Origin of the sequence: Acinetobacter sp. XH1741 (genome assembly GCF_041021895.1) — a bacterium.
Lineage (GTDB): Bacteria > Pseudomonadota > Gammaproteobacteria > Pseudomonadales > Moraxellaceae > Acinetobacter.
Window position 1 is genome coordinate 3,151,204 of the sequence record NZ_CP157428.1, and the last position, 20,347, is coordinate 3,171,550.

Annotated in this window: 14 protein-coding genes; 11 read left to right on the forward strand and 3 right to left on the reverse strand. The window is 38.7% G+C overall.

The genetic code is table 11. The features are described from left to right. Positions 1-98: 98 nt before the first annotated feature. Positions 99-1,313: an MFS transporter gene (locus ABLB96_RS15275; protein WP_348895314.1), complete on the forward strand. Its 1,215-nt coding sequence runs from the start codon at positions 99-101 to the stop codon at positions 1,311-1,313. Between the two features lie 243 nt (positions 1,314-1,556). On the opposite strand, the gene sthA is transcribed toward ABLB96_RS15275, so the two are convergent. After that, entirely contained in the window at positions 1,557-2,969 is a 1,413-nt protein-coding gene (sthA, locus tag ABLB96_RS15280) for a Si-specific NAD(P)(+) transhydrogenase (RefSeq protein ID WP_002118117.1), read from the reverse strand. Positions 2,970-3,165: 196 nt separating this feature from the next. Between sthA and lipA the strand changes: the two genes are divergently transcribed. From lipA to ABLB96_RS15295, 3 genes are all read left to right on the forward strand, one after another. After that, positions 3,166-4,179, forward strand: a complete 1,014-nt coding sequence (gene lipA, locus ABLB96_RS15285) for a lipoyl synthase (RefSeq protein WP_309454090.1) — start codon at positions 3,166-3,168, stop codon at positions 4,177-4,179. Positions 4,180-4,461: 282 nt separating this feature from the next. Next, the gene (locus ABLB96_RS15290) at positions 4,462-6,924 is read left to right on the forward strand and encodes an acyl-CoA dehydrogenase (RefSeq protein ID WP_348895315.1); all 2,463 of its coding nucleotides are present in this window, start codon (positions 4,462-4,464) and stop codon (positions 6,922-6,924) included. A gap of 106 nt (positions 6,925-7,030) precedes the next feature. Further along, a complete protein-coding gene (locus tag ABLB96_RS15295; RefSeq protein ID WP_348895316.1) occupies positions 7,031-7,414 on the forward strand; it encodes a carboxymuconolactone decarboxylase family protein in 384 nt (127 codons plus the stop codon). A 39-nt stretch (positions 7,415-7,453) separates the two neighbouring features. Here the strand turns inward: ABLB96_RS15295 and ABLB96_RS15300 are convergent, their stop codons facing one another. Then, positions 7,454-7,990 (reverse strand): cysteine peptidase family C39 domain-containing protein, encoded by a 537-nt coding sequence (locus ABLB96_RS15300; protein ID WP_348895317.1) that lies wholly within the window; start codon positions 7,988-7,990, stop codon positions 7,454-7,456. 221 nt (positions 7,991-8,211) lie between these two features. On the opposite strand from ABLB96_RS15300, the gene ahcY reads away from it, so the two are divergent. From ahcY to ABLB96_RS15330, 6 genes are all read left to right on the forward strand, one after another. Next, on the forward strand, positions 8,212-9,594 hold the full coding sequence (gene ahcY, locus ABLB96_RS15305) for an adenosylhomocysteinase (protein ID WP_348895318.1): 1,383 nt from the start codon (positions 8,212-8,214) through the stop codon (positions 9,592-9,594). A gap of 72 nt (positions 9,595-9,666) precedes the next feature. Further along, positions 9,667-10,503 (forward strand): methylenetetrahydrofolate reductase [NAD(P)H], encoded by an 837-nt coding sequence (metF, locus tag ABLB96_RS15310; protein ID WP_348895319.1) that lies wholly within the window; start codon positions 9,667-9,669, stop codon positions 10,501-10,503. A 19-nt stretch (positions 10,504-10,522) separates the two neighbouring features. Further along, positions 10,523-11,245, forward strand: a complete 723-nt coding sequence (locus ABLB96_RS15315) for a 16S rRNA (uracil(1498)-N(3))-methyltransferase (RefSeq protein WP_348895320.1) — start codon at positions 10,523-10,525, stop codon at positions 11,243-11,245. A gap of 134 nt (positions 11,246-11,379) precedes the next feature. Continuing rightward, a complete protein-coding gene (locus tag ABLB96_RS15320; RefSeq protein WP_348895321.1) occupies positions 11,380-14,232 on the forward strand; it encodes an EAL domain-containing protein in 2,853 nt (950 codons plus the stop codon). Between the two features lie 236 nt (positions 14,233-14,468). Continuing rightward, positions 14,469-16,739, forward strand: a complete 2,271-nt coding sequence (locus tag ABLB96_RS15325; protein WP_348895322.1) for an NADP-dependent malic enzyme — start codon at positions 14,469-14,471, stop codon at positions 16,737-16,739. Between the two features lie 91 nt (positions 16,740-16,830). Beyond that, positions 16,831-18,069, forward strand: a complete 1,239-nt coding sequence (locus tag ABLB96_RS15330; protein ID WP_348895323.1) for a multifunctional CCA addition/repair protein — start codon at positions 16,831-16,833, stop codon at positions 18,067-18,069. 52 nt (positions 18,070-18,121) lie between these two features. Here the strand turns inward: ABLB96_RS15330 and ABLB96_RS15335 are convergent, their stop codons facing one another. Further along, the gene (locus ABLB96_RS15335; RefSeq protein WP_348895324.1) at positions 18,122-19,297 is read right to left on the reverse strand and encodes a trypsin-like peptidase domain-containing protein; all 1,176 of its coding nucleotides are present in this window, start codon (positions 19,295-19,297) and stop codon (positions 18,122-18,124) included. 194 nt (positions 19,298-19,491) lie between these two features. Here ABLB96_RS15335 and ABLB96_RS15340 point away from each other — a divergent pair, with 194 nt between their 5' ends. Continuing rightward, positions 19,492-20,250 (forward strand): Nif3-like dinuclear metal center hexameric protein, encoded by a 759-nt coding sequence (locus ABLB96_RS15340; protein WP_348895325.1) that lies wholly within the window; start codon positions 19,492-19,494, stop codon positions 20,248-20,250. Positions 20,251-20,347: the final 97 nt, after the last annotated feature.

Here is a 20,347-nt window from a genome sequence, read left to right on the forward strand (position 1 = left end):
ACTTTTTAATTCTTCTTAAATATTTTTATAGATATATCGATATTATTCGATATATCTTCTACAATCATTTATCACACTCTTATAACTTTACACTCACAATGACTAAAACAAGCAATCAATTTTCTCAGTCACTCATTTATATGTTGATCGGTAGCGCCCTTATCTTGGCTCTTTCATTAGGCGTACGTCATGGTTTTGGACTTTATTTGGTTCCGATGAGTCATGAGTTCGGTTGGGGGCAGCACGTTTTTAGTCTCGCGATTGCTATGCAAAATCTAATTTGGGGAGCCGTACAACCTTTTACTGGTGCAATTGCAGACAAATATGGCAGCAAAATTGTGGTAGCTGTTGGCGGGCTTCTTTATACCCTCGGCTTATTATTAATGGCTTTTAGTTCAAATATCTTAATTTTAAATTTAAGCTTAGGTCTTATTATTGGTTTAGCTTTATCAGCAACTTCTTTTACTGTTTTACTCAGTGCAGTAGGTCGGGCAGCTCCTCCTGAAAAAAGAAGTATGGCAATGGGGATTGCCAGTGCAGCAGGTTCTTTTGGTCAATTTATTATGTTGCCCTCGACCCTTCTCTTGCTTAAAAGCGTGGGCTGGTCAGCAGCTTTAATGGTGAATGCGCTTTTAATCGCTCTTATTATCCCTCTAGCATGGATGTTAAAAGCCCCTATACATCAAACGCCAAAAGCAATTGCACAACCCCATCTTTCATTTAAACAAGTACTGAATATTGCCAGAAAACATAAACCCTTTTGGTGGTTAGCTTTAGGATTTTTAGTATGTGGGTTCCAAGTTGTTTTCTTAGGTGTACATTTGCCTGGCTATTTGATTGACCATGGCTTTGATGCAGCTACAGGTACTGTATTTCTCGCTTTAGTTGGCTTATTTAATATTGTGGGGACGTATGGTGCAGGCTGGTTAGGTGATCGTTTCTCAAAACCTAAGTTATTAATGGCACTTTATGGCAGCAGAGGGATCGCAATCATTGCCTTTCTACTATTACCGTTAAGCACTTATACAGTATATGCTTTTGGGGTAGTCATGGGACTTCTATGGCTCTCTACCGTTCCGCTTACGAATGGCATCGTGGCAAATATGTTTGGCGTTAAATATCTTTCAATGCTAAGCGGCATTGTCTTTTTCACCCATCAGGTTGGTTCTTTTTTTGGCGGCTGGCTTGGCGGTGTTAACCATGACTTAACAGGTAATTACAATGCAATTTGGCTATGTTCTATTGCATTGAGTATAGTAGGCGTAATCGTACATTTCTTTGTAAATGAGGAGGCCGTTATTCATGATGCATAATGCCTTACTTTTGAAAACAATTATGACATTCCTCATCGGAGTTCTTCTGGTTTTGTCCATCGTTTTATGGAAACAGACACCTGATTTATTTGAATATTTTAATCAAGCATTTTGTGCGCACTAAAGAGATAAGATGCTAAACCCATACAGAATATTGTCATAAAAATATAAAAATCGTATGGTCTAATGAAAATAAAAAAGCCCGCAAGTTTGCGGGCTTTTTTATGAAAAACTTATTTAAAATCAAAACAAGCGATTCATACCGTTAAGTGCAGCTACACGATATGCTTCAGCCATGGTTGGATAGTTAAACGTTGTTTCAACGAAATATTTCAAAGTATTATTTGGGCTGTGCATAACTGCTTGCCCAATGTGGATAATTTCAGCAGCGTTATTACCAAAACAGTGAATACCTAAAATTTCCATAGTGTCGCGGTGGAAAAGAATTTTTAACTCCCCCACTGTATCACCGGTAATTTGTGCACGAGCTAAATGACGGAAAGATGCCTGACCCACTTCATACGGAATTTTTTCTTCCGTTAATTCCTGTTCATTTTTACCAATAGATGAGATTTCCGGAATGGTATAGATACCTGTAGGAATATCTCGTACTGGTTTAGCATCTTCACCACTCATGTTTGCGCCAGCACAGCGCCCTTGGTCATAAGCAGCTGAAGCAAGTGATGGCCAGCCAATCACATCACCAGCAGCATAAATATTTTCAACTTCAGTTTGGTACTGATCATTTACTGAAAGTTGGCCGCGGTTGTTTGGAACCAATCCAACATTTTCAAGACCTAAACCTTCTGTATTTCCTGAACGACCGTTACACCAAAGAATCGCATCGGCTTTAATCTTTTTACCACTTTGTAAGTGTAAAACAACATGGTCATCAAACGTTTCAAGATGATCCATTTGTTCGTTGTGGCGAATCAATACACCTTGTTCACGTAAGTGATAAGACAAAGCATCTGCAATTTCATCATCTAAATAACTTAATAGTTTTTGCTGAGTATTGATCAAGTCAACTTTATGGTCTAAACCAATAAAGATTGAGGCATATTCACAGCCAATAACACCTGCGCCGTAAATAATGATTTTTTGAATTGAGTAATCAAGATCAAGAATCTTATCCGAATCGAATACACGAGGGTGATCAAAGTCAAGACCTTGTGGATGATAAGGACGACTACCTGTGGCAATCACGATTTGCTTACAGATAATGGTTTCTTTAATGCCTTCGTGGCTAAAAACTAAAACTGTATTTTTATCTTGGATGTATGCACGACCGTGAAATACACCAATTTTGTTGCGGTCATAAAAGCGTGTATGCGTATCAACCTGTTGTTGAATTACTTTATGTGCATTACGCAAAACCTGTTTCATGGTGAACTGTTTCCATTCACCTACTTTTTGAAACATTGGATCACGCTGGTAGCGGATAATACTAGAAACTGTTTGACGCAATGCTTTACTTGGAATGGTACCCACATGTGCACAGTTACCACCGAGCTGATCACGCACATCTACAATTGCAACACGCTTACCCGCTTTTGCAAGCTTCATTGCCGCGCCTTCACCTGCAGGTCCAGAACCGAGAACTACCGCATCGTATTTAACGAAATTCCCACTAACGACCTCTTTTTTACGTGGCATTGAAAGCTCCTTCCTCACTTGAATGACCATATTTTATAATAAATTATGGCTAATATGCGGTGATTTTATGTATTTCTCAACCCTATATTTCTGAATAGCCACATTTATTATATGAATAGTTATTTTCCGCTATTAACTGCAGAAGTTCGCTATAATACAATGTCAATGTCTCTATAAACGAGTGGAAAAGTTAAATATGTCAGAACACCGTAAACCTGAACAGGGTGTAAAACTTCGTGGCGCAGAAAAAGTCGCAAGAATTCCTGTAAAAGTTGTACCTACGGTTGAAGTGCCGCGTAAACCTGACTGGATTCGTGTCAAGATGACGGCACCAGAAGAAGTTCAGCGTATTAAAACGACTTTACGTGCTCAAAAACTCCATACCGTTTGTGAAGAAGCAGCTTGTCCTAACCTACCAGAATGTTTTGGTGGCGGTACAGCAACATTCATGATTATGGGCGATATTTGTACACGTCGTTGTCCTTTCTGTGATGTAGCACATGGTCGTCCAAATGCACTAGATGCTGATGAACCTCGTCACATGGCAGAGACAATTGCTAATCTTAAGCTCAAGTATGCAGTTATTACGTCGGTTGACCGCGATGACTTACTTGACGGCGGTGCACAACACTTTGTGGACTGTATTAAAGAAGCACGTGCACTTAGTCCAACTACATTGCTTGAGATTTTGGTTCCAGACTTCCGTGGACGCATGGATATTGCTTTACGCATTATGACCGAATGTCCACCAGACGTATTTAACCACAATATTGAGACTGTGCCTCGCCTATATAAAGCAATGCGTCCAGGTTCAGACTATCAACACTCTTTAAACTTATTGAAAATGTTTAAAGAATATTGCCCTGACATTCCAACAAAATGTGGTTTGATGGTGGGTATTGGTGAAACAGAAGAAGAAGTTATTGCTTTGCTTGATGACTTACGTGCGCACGATGTTGACTATGTCACTATCGGTCAATATTTACAGCCTTCTAAACAACACGCGCCAATTGACCGCTTTGTAACACCAGAAGAGTTTGAACGTTATGCTGAGCATGGACGTAAACTTGGCTTTAGAAATATCTGGTCTGCACCAATGGTTCGTTCAAGTTACTTTGCTGACCGCCAATATCACGGTGAGCCTGTACCAGAAGTACGCCGTAAGGTAGATCCTGCTAAAAAAATTACAGTGCAAACCATCGAAGCTTAAAGCTTAATCGATATTTAAAAGCCCTCAGCTCGTGAGGGCTTTTTTATTTATACAAGAAAATCAATAACATTTCTTGACAAATCGATAAAACAAGCCATTACACTTTCATTCAAAAATATTTTATACCTAAAAGTACGATATATCCCTGCTCTAGCACATACATCAATTGCGACATAAAAAATTAAATTTAAACAGCATTAAAAATTAGCTAGTTAAGCCTTAAATCTCTCCTCGCATTTTGTAACTTCTTTAACTTGAGGGCTTATCTAGCAAGGAGCAAGTATGATTTTCCTACTCTTTGTTTTAAGTATTGTCATTCAGCTTGTTGCAATATGGGCAATTTTCTTTTTTAACCTCAACAGAATCATTGGCAGTGTTATCACGATTGCTGTAGCTGTAGTGACTGCAATTTTTCTCACGCCATGGTCATTGCTGTTAGGAATTCCCCTTATCGCGCTTAGCATCATTATTTTGTTCAAACCTTTGCGGTTTAACTTAATAACCAAACCTGCATATAAAACTTTGGCAAACTCAATGCCAAGTATCAGTACGACTGAACAAGAAGCCTTAGAAGCAGGAACAAGCTGGTGGGAAAAAGAATTATTCATGGGTGCACCAGATTGGTCTCAATTTGAAAAATATCCCTATCCCACACTTTCACAAGAAGAACAAAGTTTTATTGATAATGAAGTCGAAGTGCTATGTAGCATGCTCAACGAATGGGAAATTCATCATCAATTAAAAGATCTTCCTCCTGAAGTTTGGCAATTTATTAAAGATAAAGGTTTTTTAGGACTCATTATTCCAAAATCATTTGGTGGTAAAGAGTTTAGTTCATTTGCCCAAAGTCGCATTATGAGCAAGATTGCTTCGCGTTCACTCACTACTGCGGTGAGTTGTATGGTTCCTAACTCATTAGGACCGGGTGAACTACTCATGCACTACGGTACCGATGCTCAAAAGCAGCAATATCTACCTGGCCTTGCCAAAGGTGAAGAGATTCCATGTTTTGGTCTCACTAGCCCAGAAGCAGGTTCAGATGCTGGTGCAATTCCAGATTCAGGCGTGGTTTGTTACGGTGAATATGAGGGTGCTCAAGTCCTTGGCTTACGCATGAATTTCTCTAAACGCTGGATTACGCTTGCGCCAATTGCCACCGTTGTCGGTCTAGCATTTAAACTTTATGACCCAGATGGTCTACTCGGAGATAAAAGTAAAACTGAGTACGGTATTACCTGCGCCTTAATTCCTGCAAGTCATGCAGGAGTAAAAATAGGAGCACGTCATTATCCCGGTTCTCCTTTCATGAACGGAACAGTAGAAGGCGAAGATGTTTTCATTCCAATTGACTGGATTATTGGTGGACAAAAAAATGCTGGTAAAGGCTGGCGCATGCTCATGGAATGTTTAGGTGTTGGTCGTGGTATTTCACTTCCAGCATTAGCTACAGCAGCAGGTGAAATGAGCTATTTAACCGTAGGTGCTTTTGCAAAAATTCGTCAACAGTTCAATATTTCTGTCGGTAAATTTGAAGGCGTACAAGAAGCAAGTAGTGAAATTGCAAGTGATGCCTATATGCTCGAAGCCTTTCGTTATTTAGTCACGTGCGGATTAAATCAAGGTGGGACCCCTGCCGTAATGACTGCAATGGCAAAATATTATGCTACGGAAACGATGCGTAAAGTCGTCAATCACGGAATGGATATTGCTGGTGGACGTGGTATTCAACTTGGGCCACGCAACTTTCTTGCACTCACCTATCAAGCGATTCCTATTGCAATTACAGTTGAAGGTGCAAATATTTTAACTCGCTCACTCATGATTTTTGGTCAAGGTTCGATGCGCTGTCACCCTTATCTTTTTGAAGAGCTGCAATTACTTCAATCAGACGACAAAGCCAATGCCGTTCAACAATTCGATGATTTGTTATTTAAACATTTAGCGTATACCTTTAACCGCGGAGCAAAAGCATTTGCTTATGGTTGGACAGGTGGTTCAGGCGATGCGCCTCAGTCAGCAGATCAATTTACGAGTCGTTACTATAAAACTATTAACCGTTTTAGTGCTAACTTCGCGCTTGTTTCGGATATGTCACTAGGTTTACTCGCCGGAGATCTAAAGCGCAAAGAAATGCTGTCAGGGCGTTTAGCTGATATACATGCAAACTTATTTATTTCTACTGCGATTTTAAAGTTTTATGAAGCTGGCCAAAAAACCGAAGCAGAACAACTACATGCAAAATTAGCAATACAAAAAGCTTTCTTGAATATTCAGGAAGCTTTTTGGGGATTATTTGAAAACTTCCCGGCCAAATTCCCAGCAGCATTTGTAAAATGGATATGTTTCCCGCTAGGTCGTGTAATTGCAAAACCCGACGATGAGTTAAAACAACAAGTGGCTGAACTTATGATGGAAGAGCATCCATTTAGAGAACAACTTAAACATCACGTGTACTATTCAACCGCACCTCATGATGTCACTGGTCGTCTAGAACATGCATTCCAAGTGTTAAGAACAATTGAGCCACTTTGGGATAAGTTTAAGAAAGCTGAATCCAAAGGAAAATTCACGGGACTTACTTTTGAAGAGAATATTGCACAAGCGATAAAAGAAGGGTTCATTTCTGAAAGTGAAGCTCAACAATTATTGCAATATAACGCAATCCGATTCGATAGCATGCTTACCGATGTCTTTGATGAAAAGTTAAATAAGGACCTACCTTTGTCAAATCCTCATCAACTTTAGTGACTGATGCCTCCACCAATTCACTATTGCAATCATTTTTGATTCGCATTAATTAATAAACAGCCATAAAAGCGTCACTCGACGCTTTTATTTTTAGGAGAAATTAATGTCTAAGCAAGATTACGAAAATGGATTAAAAGTACGCACAGAAGTGATGGGAGAAGCTTTTGTAAAACGTGCCCAAGAAAATACCGTCCCTTTTACCCAGCCCTTACAAGACTGGATTAATGAACATGCATGGGGATCGACTTGGCAACGTGAAGATGTGTTACCACGTAAATATCGTTCATTAATTACTTTGGCAATGTTAACCGCGCTCAAATCACCAACAGAACTTAAAGGCCATGTTCGCGGTGCGTTAAACAATGGCTGCACAGTTGAAGAAATCCAAGAAACACTATTGCACAGCCTACCCTATTGTGGCGCACCTGCTACACAAGAAGCTTTTCGTGCCGCTTTAGAAGTGATTCAAGAATACCAACAAAAATAATATTAATGTGAGCCAGAACTTTACTGGCTCAACTTAAGCTTAATTGAATTTAGTAGATTGAATATTTAAATTACGGTCACCAATCAAAATAGCCTGACGACAAACTCCATCTGCTTTACGCTGGTTTTCAAATACTGCTTTGGACATCGGGTCAAAACTATCAAAAAAACAAATTTCATTTGAGTCTATAGAATAAACAAGCGACTGATTGCCAACCCCATCTAAAGTGTCGTAGTACACGATTACCATTTTTTCATTTTGAATATTGGCTTGAATATCCTGATAACTCAGCGCTGGTCCAGTTGGTATTTTTACAACTTTTGCTTCTTTATAGCTCATTCGTTCACTTGCGCTAATATTAGGGTCTTCATCTGAATGAAATGACACCTCAAAACCAAACTTTTTTAAAGCAACCGCTAAAGCAATGGTATAGGTTCCACCTTCTTCATATCGGCAAACTTTAATCAACTCAGCAATATCAATTTGCAGCCCATAATGCTTTAGCACCATCCAAACCGCAAAAATACCACTATTTGCTTCGAGATTTGCCAATGATTCGGGAATATTTAAGCCCATAATTTAAATCTAAAGACGTAATTACGCAGATAATAAACAAAACTGGATTGGCACTAAAAGCTTTTCCAAGTACAATGTTTCCCTAGTCGAGGGATGCTGCGACAAATGATCGGCACTAAAGATCAATTTGCCAGGCTCGACGATCGGTTAAACGCTCGTTTTAACCAACAACGGCATCCGCGAACAGAATGATCAATACTATTTTTTCCTAGGAGATCCTGATGAACGCGGTTAATGCTTCATTTACAGATTACAAAGTTGCTGACATCTCTCTTGCTGACTACGGTCGTAAAGAAATCAAACTTGCTGAAGCAGAAATGCCAGCTTTGATTGGCTTACGTAAGCGCTATGCAGCATCTAAACCACTTGCTGGTGCAAAAATTCTTGGTTGTATTCACATGACCATTCAAACAGCGGTTCTTATTGAAACGCTTGTTGAATTAGGTGCTGAAGTACGCTGGACATCATGTAACATTTTCTCAACTCAAGACCATGCTGCTGCTGCAATTGCTGCTCGCGGTATTCCTGTTTTTGCTTGGAAAGGCGAAACCGAAGAAGAATATGTATGGTGCCTTGAACAACAGATCAATGTAAATGGCCAACCTTGGGATGCCAACATGATCTTGGACGATGGCGGTGACTTAACTGCTCTTGTTCATGACAAATACCCTGCTCTTTTAGAACGCATTCACGGTATTACAGAAGAAACAACAACAGGTGTTCAACGTCTTATCGAAATGTGGAAAGACGGTTCTTTGAAAGTTCCTGCAATTAACGTAAACGACTCTGTTACTAAGTCTAAAAACGACAACAAATATGGTTGCCGTCACTCATTAAATGATGCAATCAAACGTGCAACTGATATGCTTTTGTCTGGCCGCCGTGCACTTGTAGTGGGTTATGGTGACGTGGGTAAAGGTTCTGCTCAATCTTTACGTCAAGAAGGCATGATCGTTCGTGTAACAGAAGTTGACCCAATTTGTGCAATGCAAGCATGTATGGACGGCTATGAAGTTGTATCTCCATACAAAAACGGCGTACAAACAGGTAAAAAAGAAGATATTAACCAAGACTTACTAGGCAATACTGACCTTGTGGTAACTACAACTGGTAACTACCACGTATGTGATGCAGCAATGTTAGATAGCTTAAAAGCTGGTGCAGTTGTATGTAACATCGGTCACTTCGACACAGAAATCGACACTGCTTACTTACGCGGTTACAAGTGGGTTGAAGTTAAACCACAAGTTCACCAAGTTTATCGTTCTGAAGACGAAAACAACTACCTTATCCTTCTTTCTGAAGGTCGCCTTGTAAACTTAGGCAATGCAACTGGTCACCCATCACGCGTAATGGATGGTTCTTTTGCTAACCAAGTTTTAGGTCAAATTCACTTATTCCAAGAGAAATTTGCTGACCTTCCTGCAAATGAAAAAGCTGCAAAAATTCGTGTAGAAGTTCTTCCTAAGAAACTTGACGAAGAAGTTGCTGCCGCAATGGTTGCAGGTTTCGGTGGTGTACTTACTCAGTTAACTCAAGAGCAAGCCGACTATTTAGGCGTTGCTGTTGAGGGACCATTCAAGTCTGACGCTTACAAGTACTAAGGATTTAAGGGCAGACGATGAACGGACTGCCCTTTTTTCTAAAAATTGTTTCGCTGTTTACAAGGATTTGACATGACTAAACGTACACCTATTTCTTTTGAGTTTTTCCCACCAAAAACTGATGCCGGTGCTGAAAAACTCCGTATTGTTCACCAAGAATTACAACTGCTAAACCCTGAGTTTTTCTCGATTACTTATGGGGCTGGTGGTTCTACTCGCGAACGTACTCTTGCTGCTATTGAAGATTTCAATGGTAAAGGTACGCCAGTTGCACCTCACCTTTCTTGTATTGGTGATGATAAAGCGCGTATTGCTGAGTTATTGGACTTATACAAAGCTCAAGGGATTAACCGTATTGTTGCTTTACGCGGTGATTTGCCTTCTGGTCAAGTTGGACTTGGGGAGCTTCCTTACGCACAAGATCTAGTACGTTTTATTCGTGAGCACTCAGGTAATCATTTTCATATTGAAGTTGCAGCTTATCCAGAAATGCACCCTCAAGCTGAAAATCTTGATTCAGATATCCAACGTTTTATTGAAAAAGTACAAGCTGGTGCCAATGCAGGAATTACTCAATTCTTCTTCAATCCGGACTCATACTTTTATTTTATAGAGCGTTTAGAAAAAGCTGGAATTAACATTCCGGTGGCTCCTGGCATTATGCCAATTACCAATGCAAGCAACTTGATTCGCTTTGCAGACGGTACGGGTGCCGAAATTCCTCGCTGGATTCGTAAGCAATTACAAGCCTATGGCGATGACAGTGAAAGTATTAAAGCTTTTGGTCATGAAGTTGTGGTTAAGCTATGTGAGCGCCTGATTGCAGGTGGTGCACCAAGCTTACACTTCTACTCGATGAATCAAATCGAACCAACTCGTCAACTTGTTGTTGACCTTGGTTTAAATTAATTTTTGTAAGGCGTACCCAATGAATCGTTTTTTTATCGAAACTGAACTTACAGTTGGCTCAACAATTCAACTGACTGAATCAGTATTTCATCATTGGGTACGTGTTTTACGCGCACAGTTACAAGAGCAAGCGACCTTATTTAATGGTCAAGGTGGTGAATATGTCGCTACGCTCACAGAAATTAATAAAAAAAATGCATTTGTCACTATTGAGAATTTTAATTCTAATAACCGTAATGCCCCATTTAAAGCTGTACTTGGTCAGGTTATGAGTAAAGGCGACCGTATGGACTATGCCATTCAAAAAGCCACCGAACTTGGAGTAAGTAAGATTCAGCTTTTAACAAGTGAACGCTGTGAAATGCGTTTAAAATATGATCGAGATCAAAAAAAATTAGAGCATTGGCAAGCTGTTGCAATTGCAGCCTGTGAACAATGTGGACTGAACTTAGTCCCAGAAGTATTAGCACCTATTTCTCTGGGTGAATGGCTAAGCTCTTCTGAACTGCCAGCATCTAAATTTGTTTTAGCGCCTGAAAAAGAACAAACAGATGTGTTAGCAGGTATACAACCTGAACTTGCACTGTTAATTGGCCCAGAAGGTGGTTTAAGTGAAAATGAAATTACTCAAGCCAATCAAGCTGGATTTATCAATTGGTGTATTGGAGACCGTGTATTACGCACCGAAACCGCTCCTGTTGTGGCATTATCTATTTTAAATTATCGGTTTTTATCTGCATAAACTAATTGAACATTGATTAAATCAACAATTAAAGTTAACTTACTTTTAGTGTATGAGTATTAATTTAAATTTTTTTCCACTGATAAATCAGATTCTTTCTGTATAAATGTAAAAAAATAGGATAGAAAAATCTTATGTCTGGCCTTCAGGAAGAATATTTACAGCATCAAACAAAAATTGAACAGCTCCGGCTTTCAATTCAATATATACGCTGGTATTTACTTAGCCTAATATTACTTTGTCTGATTTCAGCCATTATTTTCTCTTGTTACTTTACTTCTTACATTACAAATTTTATTTGGTCAATTGGCTTTACTGTTTTAATTTTTACCTGCCTATTATTTGTTCCAAAACTTTTAACACAGTACCGTGATATTAATTTCATAAAAAAAACAGATTTAACACTGCAAGGGATTTGTTTGCTATCTGGAATTTTAATGGGAATCAATATAACTGTTCTTCATTTCTCGCTTCCAGCTACATTAATATCTGTCTCTGATGTTCATATCCTCATTGCATTATTTATTACTTCAGCACACATTATTGGCCTTACCTTTTTAACTCAACAACCCCGATATTTTTATTTGTTGTTTATTCCAAGTACCCTTCCACTCATTATTAGTCAATTTACCCATTCTCAAATCACGCAACTTCCTTTTTACTTTGCCTATAACTTAGCCTTTGTAGCCACTTTATTTTGTGCTTATGCAACCCAACGCAACTATCAAAAAATTTCTCAATTATTATTTAAAAATAAACAACTTGTACAAGTCGCAGAACAACATACGCAATGGGCTGAAGAGCTATGCGTACAACTTCAACAAGAAGTAAATAAATCTAAAGATATTGAAGCGCAGCTTCAGTTTAATAACCACTTGCTCGAGCAGAAAGTACGAGAAAGAACCTATGATCTAACGAAAATGAATGAGCGGCTAGAAAGTCATCATCATAATTTAGCATTTGCTCATGAAACCGCTGGTATTCGTCCGTGGGATTGGGATATTGAAAAACAAAAATTAGAAATTACGTTTTTTGACCAACAAAAACAGACTCAAAATACTTCTTTGCACCTCAACACAATTTTAGAGCGCATTCATCCGAATGACCGTAAATTATTTGATGAGCGCCTAACAGAACATATTGAAGGGAAATCTGATCATTTCAATGTCACCTTCCGTATTTTACGGCGTAACGGTTCTTGGCGTTGGATTCATGATGTAGGGCGTGTTATTAGCCGTGATCCTAAAACCAATAAAGCTTTACGCATGGTCGGGATGACCAGAGATATTCATCAAGAAAAAAAAGATCAAGAACATTTGAGACTGTGCGCTATTGTACTTGAGCAGGCAGCAGAAGGAATTTTCATTCTAAATGATAAATTTAATTATATTGATGTTAATCCCTATTATGAAAAGTTAACTGGCTTTTCCAAGTCTGAACTATTAGATCAACAGCTATTCGACATCACGATCAATCAAAAACTACAACAACAGCAATTTCATGACTCGATTACACAGCAACTGCTTAAAACTGGCGAATACATGGGCCAATTTGATGAAAAGTTTGTATCGGGTAAAAGTGTCTATTTATGGTTGCATATTAATGCTGTTAAAGATGAACACAATCAAGTCATTAATTATATTGGATTTGCACGCGATTTAACCGAACAAAAGCGACAAGAACAACATTTATCATATTTAAAAAATTATGATAGTCTGACACATCTTCCTAACCGTTTTTACTATTACAATCAACTACATCAGTATTTAGTTAATCCCTCATATAGTTTTAAAAATCTTGCCTTAATACGTATTAATATTGATCGCTTTAGAGCATTTAATGAATTTCTAAATAACGATAGTGGCGATGAACTGCTAAAACAATTTGCGCAGCGTCTGCGACTCACCAATATTAATGCCATTTTAGTGGCTTACTTAAATAGTGATGATTTTGCAATTATTTATGAAATCTCTCCTATTCATCCTAATATTGAGCAATATTGCCAAAACATATTACAAGCATTAAATGCACCGTTTTATATCGATGAACAGGAATATTTCATTACTGCCTCTATTGGGGTTGCTTGTTTCCCTGAGCATGGTCGACAAATTGACCATCTCAATAACCATGCAGAACAAGCTTTATCGGAAGCTAAACGTTTAGGCGGTAATACTATTTGCTACTATCGTAATAAAATAACCCATCCTTATAAAACCGCAGATTTAGAACAAGAGTTACGTAAGGCGATTCAAAATGATGAGTTTGTAGTGTATTACCAACCAAAAATTAATTTAAATGATCAATTGGTTCAAGGCTTTGAGGCATTAATTCGGTGGCAACATCCTGAAAAAGGTTTGGTTATGCCCAATATGTTTATTCCTTTTGCTGAACGTAGTAGCCTTATTTCCGATATTGGCAAGGTGGTTTTAGATAAGGTTGGAAAACAATTACAAGAATGGAAAAATGCAGGTTATTCAGATATCCAAGTTTCTGTAAATATTGTTGCCCAGCAAATTCATCGGGGGCTTTTACTCAGTGATTTAGTTGAAGTTTTAGAGAAATATCAACTTGATGGCTCAAATTTAGAACTAGAAATCACTGAATCCGCTTTATTAGACAATACTGATAACGTCAAAAAATTATTACATTCAATTAAAGAGCGGAATATTTCCATTGCTCTTGATGACTTTGGTACAGGCTATTCATCTTTAGCTTACCTAACAGAATATCCAATCGATGTCTTGAAAATTGATCGGGCCTTTATTTCAAAAATTGGCGATCAAAAACAAGAGGCCATTGTGAACGCTATGATTGCGATGGGTAAAAGTATGGGGCTAAAACTCGTTGCTGAAGGTGTGGAAACTGAGGAACAGGTTATTTATCTTCAAAAGCAGCAATGTGATTTTTTACAAGGCTATTTCTTTAGCCGTCCACTTCATCCAAACCAGATTATTCAATATCTACAATCAAATACGTATATTTCATAATTGTTTTAACTGTTTATTTTACATGTACTGGTTTTTCCAAAAATGAGCGTTTTTGACTGTGAGAAATAAAGAAGTAGTGTTATATTCTTTAGCATTTAGCTCACTACGGGGCTATTGGCAATTCGTCTACTATTCTCTTAATTGGTAAAAATTAAAGCGTAGTAAAAGAGCTGAGTTGCCACCCCCTAAATGAGTGATTTGACTAGTTTGCTTTTTTGTATCAAATAGAGACTCAGATGGACGATCAATCTTTAAAACAGGCCGCTTTAAATTACCACGAATATCCAAATCCAGGGAAAATCAGCGTCACGCCTAGTAAGCAACTCGTCAACCAACGAGATTTAGCTCTAGCTTATTCACCAGGGGTTGCTGCTCCATGTTTAGAGATTGAACGTGATCCTTCAGCTGCTGCAAAATATACTGCACGTGGTAACTTAGTTGCTGTTGTAAGTAACGGTACTGCTGTTCTTGGTTTAGGTAATATCGGTCCATTAGCTTCTAAACCAGTAATGGAAGGTAAAGGCGTTCTGTTCAAAAAGTTCGCTGGTGTTGATGTATTTGATATTGAAATTGCTGAAAACGATCCAGATAAAATCGTTGATATTGTTGCTTCATTAGAGCCAACTTTTGGCGGTATTAACCTTGAAGATATCAAAGCGCCAGAATGTTTCTATATCGAGAAAAAACTTCGTGAACGCATGAAAATTCCTGTGTTCCATGATGACCAACACGGTACAAGTATTATTGTAGGTTCAGCATTATTAAATGCTCTACAACTTGTGAACAAGAAAATTGACGAAATCAAAATCGTTGCTTCTGGTGCAGGTGCTGCTGCCCTTTCTTGTTTAGATTTACTTTGCGCTCTAGGCGTAAATAAACAAAATATTGTTGTTGCCGACTCTCGCGGTCTACTCACGACTTCACGTGAAGGCTTAGATGAATCTAAAAAACGTTATGTACAAGACATTAAAGCGACTCAGTTACATGAAGTAATGGCTGGTGCTGATATGTTCTTGGGTCTTTCAGCTGCTGGTATTCTCACCAAAGATATGGTGAAACAAATGGCTGAAAATCCAATTATCTTTGCATTAGCAAACCCAGACCCAGAAATCCTGCCTGAACACGCACATGAAGTACGCCCTGATGTCATCATGGCAACTGGTCGTTCAGACTATCCAAACCAAGTAAACAATGCTTTATGTTTCCCTTATATCTTCCGTGGTGCACTTGATGTAGGTGCAACTACAATTAACGAAGATATGAAAATTGCATGTGTACACGCAATTGCACGTATGGCTCATGTAGAAGCTGATGCCGCTACTTATGGCGAAAAATCTGCTTCATTTGGTCGTGATTACTTAATTCCACGCCCACTTGATCAACGTTTGATTTTAGAAATCGCGCCTGCTGTTGCTAAAGCTGCAATGGACTCAGGTGTTGCAACTCGTCCTATCGAAGATTTCTCTGCATACCGTCAAAAACTTTCTGAGTTTGTCTATAACTCAGCATTCTTGATGAAACCAATCTTTGCTCAAGCAAAAACAGATCCTAAACGTATTGCTTACGCTGAAGGTGAAGATGAACGCGTATTACGTGCTGTACAAATTGCAGTTGATGAAGATTTAGCAAAACCAATCTTAGTTGGTCGTACAGCAGTCATTGAAGCAAACATCAAAAAATTAGGTTTACGTTTACAACATGGCGTAAATATCGAGATCGTAGATCAAGAACAAAACCCGATGTATGAAGAGTTTTGGAAAGACTACTATCAAACAATGCAACGCAAAGGCATTACTGTTGAATATGCTCAACGTGAAGCTCGCCGTCGTTCAACGCTTATTGCTGCGCTTCTTGTTAAGTTTGGCAAAGCAGATGGTATGTTATGTGGTACTTATAGTAGCTATAACATTCACCTTGACTTTGTACGCAACGTGATTGGTCTTAAAGAAGGTATGAACAACTTCTTCACATTAAATGCATTAATGCTTGAAGATCGTAACTTGTTTATTGCCGATACCTATGTAAACACCAACCCTACTGCTGAACAACTTGCTGAAATGACAATTTTAGCAGCCGAAGAAGTACGTCGTTTTGGTATTACACCACGTGTTGCATTACTATCTCACTCAAGCTTCGGTAGCGACCAGACTGATTCAAGCGCTCAAAAAATGCGTGAAGTTTATCGTATTTTATCTGAACAAGCGCCAGAGCTTGAAGTTGAAGGTGAAATGCATGGTGATGCAGCATTAGACGAAAGCATTCGTCAATTTGCCTTCCCAGGTTCACGTTTCAAAGGTTCTGCAAACTTGCTTATTATGCCGAACCTCGATTCAGCAAATATCTCATTTAACCTGTTAAAAGCAACCTCTGGTAACAACGTTACTATTGGTCCAATTTTGCTAGGTGCTGCTAAACCAGTTCATATTTTGACACCTACAGCGACGACTCGCCGTCTGATCAATATGACTGCTTTAACTGTTGCTGAAATTCAACAACAAGAAAATTAATTTAGAAACTGCTTTTTACGAAAAGCGTTTCTAATGACTTGAGAAAACCTCTATTCTGTAGCATGATTGCTTGAAGAATAGAGGTTTTTTCATGCAAGTGTATTTAGTAGGCGGTGCCGTTCGAGATTATTTACTTGGGCATCCCTATCAAGAAAAAGACTATGTTGTGGTTGGCGCAACGCCAGAACACATGCTCGCCCAAGGTTTCCAACCTGTAGGCAAAGATTTTCCTGTGTTTCTTCATCCTAAAACCAAAGAAGAATATGCACTTGCACGTACCGAACGAAAGTCTGGTCAGGGATATCACGGTTTTCAATTCTTTACTGATACAACTGTAAGTTTAGAAGACGATTTAATTCGTCGTGACTTAACCATTAATGCAATCGCAATGGATCAAGACGGCAAAATATATGATCCATATGGCGGGCAAACTGACTTAGAAAATAAAGTTCTACGCCATGTTTCAGAAGCTTTTGCTGAAGACCCTTTACGGGTGTTACGCGTTGCTCGTTTTGCAGCTCGATATTTTCCTTACGGTTTTCATATCGCCCCTGAAACTTTGCAACTTATGCAAACCATGGCGGAGTCAGGTGAGCTAGATGCCCTTACCCCAGAACGCGTCTGGAAAGAAACCTCTCGCGCTTTAATGGAACATCATGCCGATATTTATTTCCAAACTCTACGTGATTGTGGTGCTTTAAAACATCTGTTCCCTGAGATTGATGCTTTGTTTGGCGTACCTCAACGTCCCGAATATCATCCGGAGGTGGATTGTGGCGTCCATACCCTTATGTCATTACAACAAGCATGTAAATCGAACTATTCACTTGATGTCCGTTTTGCAGTTTTAGTTCATGATCTGGGTAAAGCACTTACACCAGCCGATGAACTTCCTCGTCATATCATGCATGAAGAGCGCGGGATTAAACCCGTTACCCAACTATGTGAGCGTTTAAAAGTTCCAACTCAGACAAAACAATTGGCATTATCGGTGTGTAAAGAACATTTAAAATGTCACCAAATTATGTCATTGAAACCGGGCACTTTATGGCGTCTATTACAACGTTTAGACGTTTTACGCCGCCCCGAACGAGTGGAAGCATTTGTACAAGCATGCGAGTGTGATGCAAGAGGAAGATTAGGGTTAGAAGATCGCCCATATCCTCAAGCTCAATTTATGCGTGAAGCAATGCAAATTGTTCGCTCAATTAAAGTTCAAGATCTACCTGAAAATATTAAAGGCGCTGAAATTGGTGAAATGCTCATTCAATATCGAATCGAAGCTTTAGCCGAGTTTAAAAATCAACATCAAGATTTTAGTCACTCTTAATCAGTAGCCATAAAAAAAAGCCTCATCACGAGGCTTTTTTCATAAAGTTTTTTTAACGTTTAGGAAGCGGGATATACTGGGATTGGGTATTTTGTGCTTTTCGCTCCCCAACAGTCACAACGAAGTTTTGTTGTTTACCATCTCGTTCAACCAATACATTAATTTCGCTATTCGGCGCTTGCAAAGCAACATAATTAATCAAATGAGATGCCGAAGTAATCGGTTCATTATTCACCTGAACAATTTTATCGCCCACTTTAATGCCTGCTGAAGCTGCTGGGCCACTTTTTAGAACATCAGCAACCACAACACCCACTGGTGGTTTTGGTGCCAATACATCGTCTTGTGTAGGTGGAAGTAAACTAATACCTAACCAACCACGAACAACACGGCCATCTTTTAAAATTGAGTTTAATACTTGCTGACAAACCTTAGCAGGAATTGCAAAGCCAATACCTAATGAACCGCCAGATTGCGAGAAAATAGCCGTATTCACACCAATCAAGTTACCAGCGACATCAATTAATGCACCACCTGAGTTTCCAGGATTAATGGCAGCATCAGTTTGAATAAAGTCTTCATAGGTATTAATACCCAAATCTGAACGGCCTGTTGCAGAAACAATCCCCTGAGTAACCGTTTGGCCCACTCCAAATGGGTTACCAATTGCTAAAACAACATCACCCACTTCATTACCACTGAGTTTAAATGGCAATACTGGCAATTTATCTAAATCAATTTTAATAACTGCCAAATCTGTATCTGGGTCTGTACCGACAATTGTTGCTACGGCTCGGCGTCCATCATGCAATGCAACTACGATCTGGTCAGCTTGAGCAATCACATGGTTGTTGGTCAGGATATAACCATCAGCACGTACAATAACCCCAGAACCTAAACTATTTTCATTTTGTTGCTGTTGCTCTGGAACCTGATTTCCAAAAAATTCACGGAATACTGGATCACTTAATAAAGGATGATTTTGTTTAACTTTCTGGGTCGTAAAAATATTCACAACTGCTGGCGCTGCAACTTTTACCGCAGCACTATAAGAGACTACCCCGCCCGTTCGTGACGTATCAACTAGCGGTTCAACTTTCTCAGCAGGCATTGGCACCCCATCAACTGCAACAGTTGGTTTCGGCTGATGGTATTTTTGCCATGCAATAAAACTGGCAATTACAATAATAAGTAACACCCAAGGTAACCATGTAAAGGTGCGGCGCACGTTCATATCCTCTACGCAAAGAAGTTTTTAATTAAATTAATATATTGAACAAAAAGAGTTTTCAGTTAAGCATTTTAAATTAAATATGTCGATATACATAAAAAAGTCAAAAAAGATTTGTCTAGCTTTAGTTACACAACAAAATATGTTTCTATAGCTTTAGCAATTATTTACTACTCAATTCAGGAAATATCATGGCGAATTTGCATGAAATTATTCAGTGGTGCGACCAAACCTTAAAAGCAGCAGAATTTAAAGATTACGCACCAAATGGCCTGCAAATTGAAGGTTCAACTGAAGTAAAACGTATTCTCTGCGCTGTTACGGCCTCTGAAGATGCAATTGATGCAGCTATTGCTCACAATGCCGATCTATTACTCGTACATCATGGTTATTTTTGGAAAGGCGAACCTTATCCAATTACGGGAATGCGAGGTAACCGGATTAAAAAACTTATTCAAAATAATATTTCATTAGTCGCTTATCATCTACCTTTAGATGCACATCCAAGTTTGGGTAACAATGTAGCCATTGCAGAAAAACTTAACTTACAAAATTTAGAACCACTCGATTTAACTGAAAAACATCCTATTGGTAATATTGGCTATTTAGAGCAAGCAATTTCTGTAGATGAATTTAAAGCAAAATTACAAGATAGCTTTGATTTTAACGTGATTCACTTACCAGCTGAAAAACAAAGCATTCAAAAAGTAGGCTTCTGTACTGGTGGCGCTCAAGACTATATAGCTAAAGCTGCTTTGCAAAATTGCGATGCTTATATTTCAGGCGAAGTCAGTGAGCGAAATTTTTATGAAGCAAAAGAATTAGGTGTTCATTATTTTGCCTGTGGCCATCATGCAACCGAACGTTATGGCGTTCAACGTTTGGCACAAGCAATTTCAAAACAGTTCTCTGTTGAAAGTGAATATTTTGAATTGAATAATCCGATTTAATTAAGTCTTTTTTTCAATCTGTGTTATGCGTATTAATTAGATCTTTATTGTGTATAGTTCTTTAAAACGATGCCCTATTGTTAACAGAATCATTTAC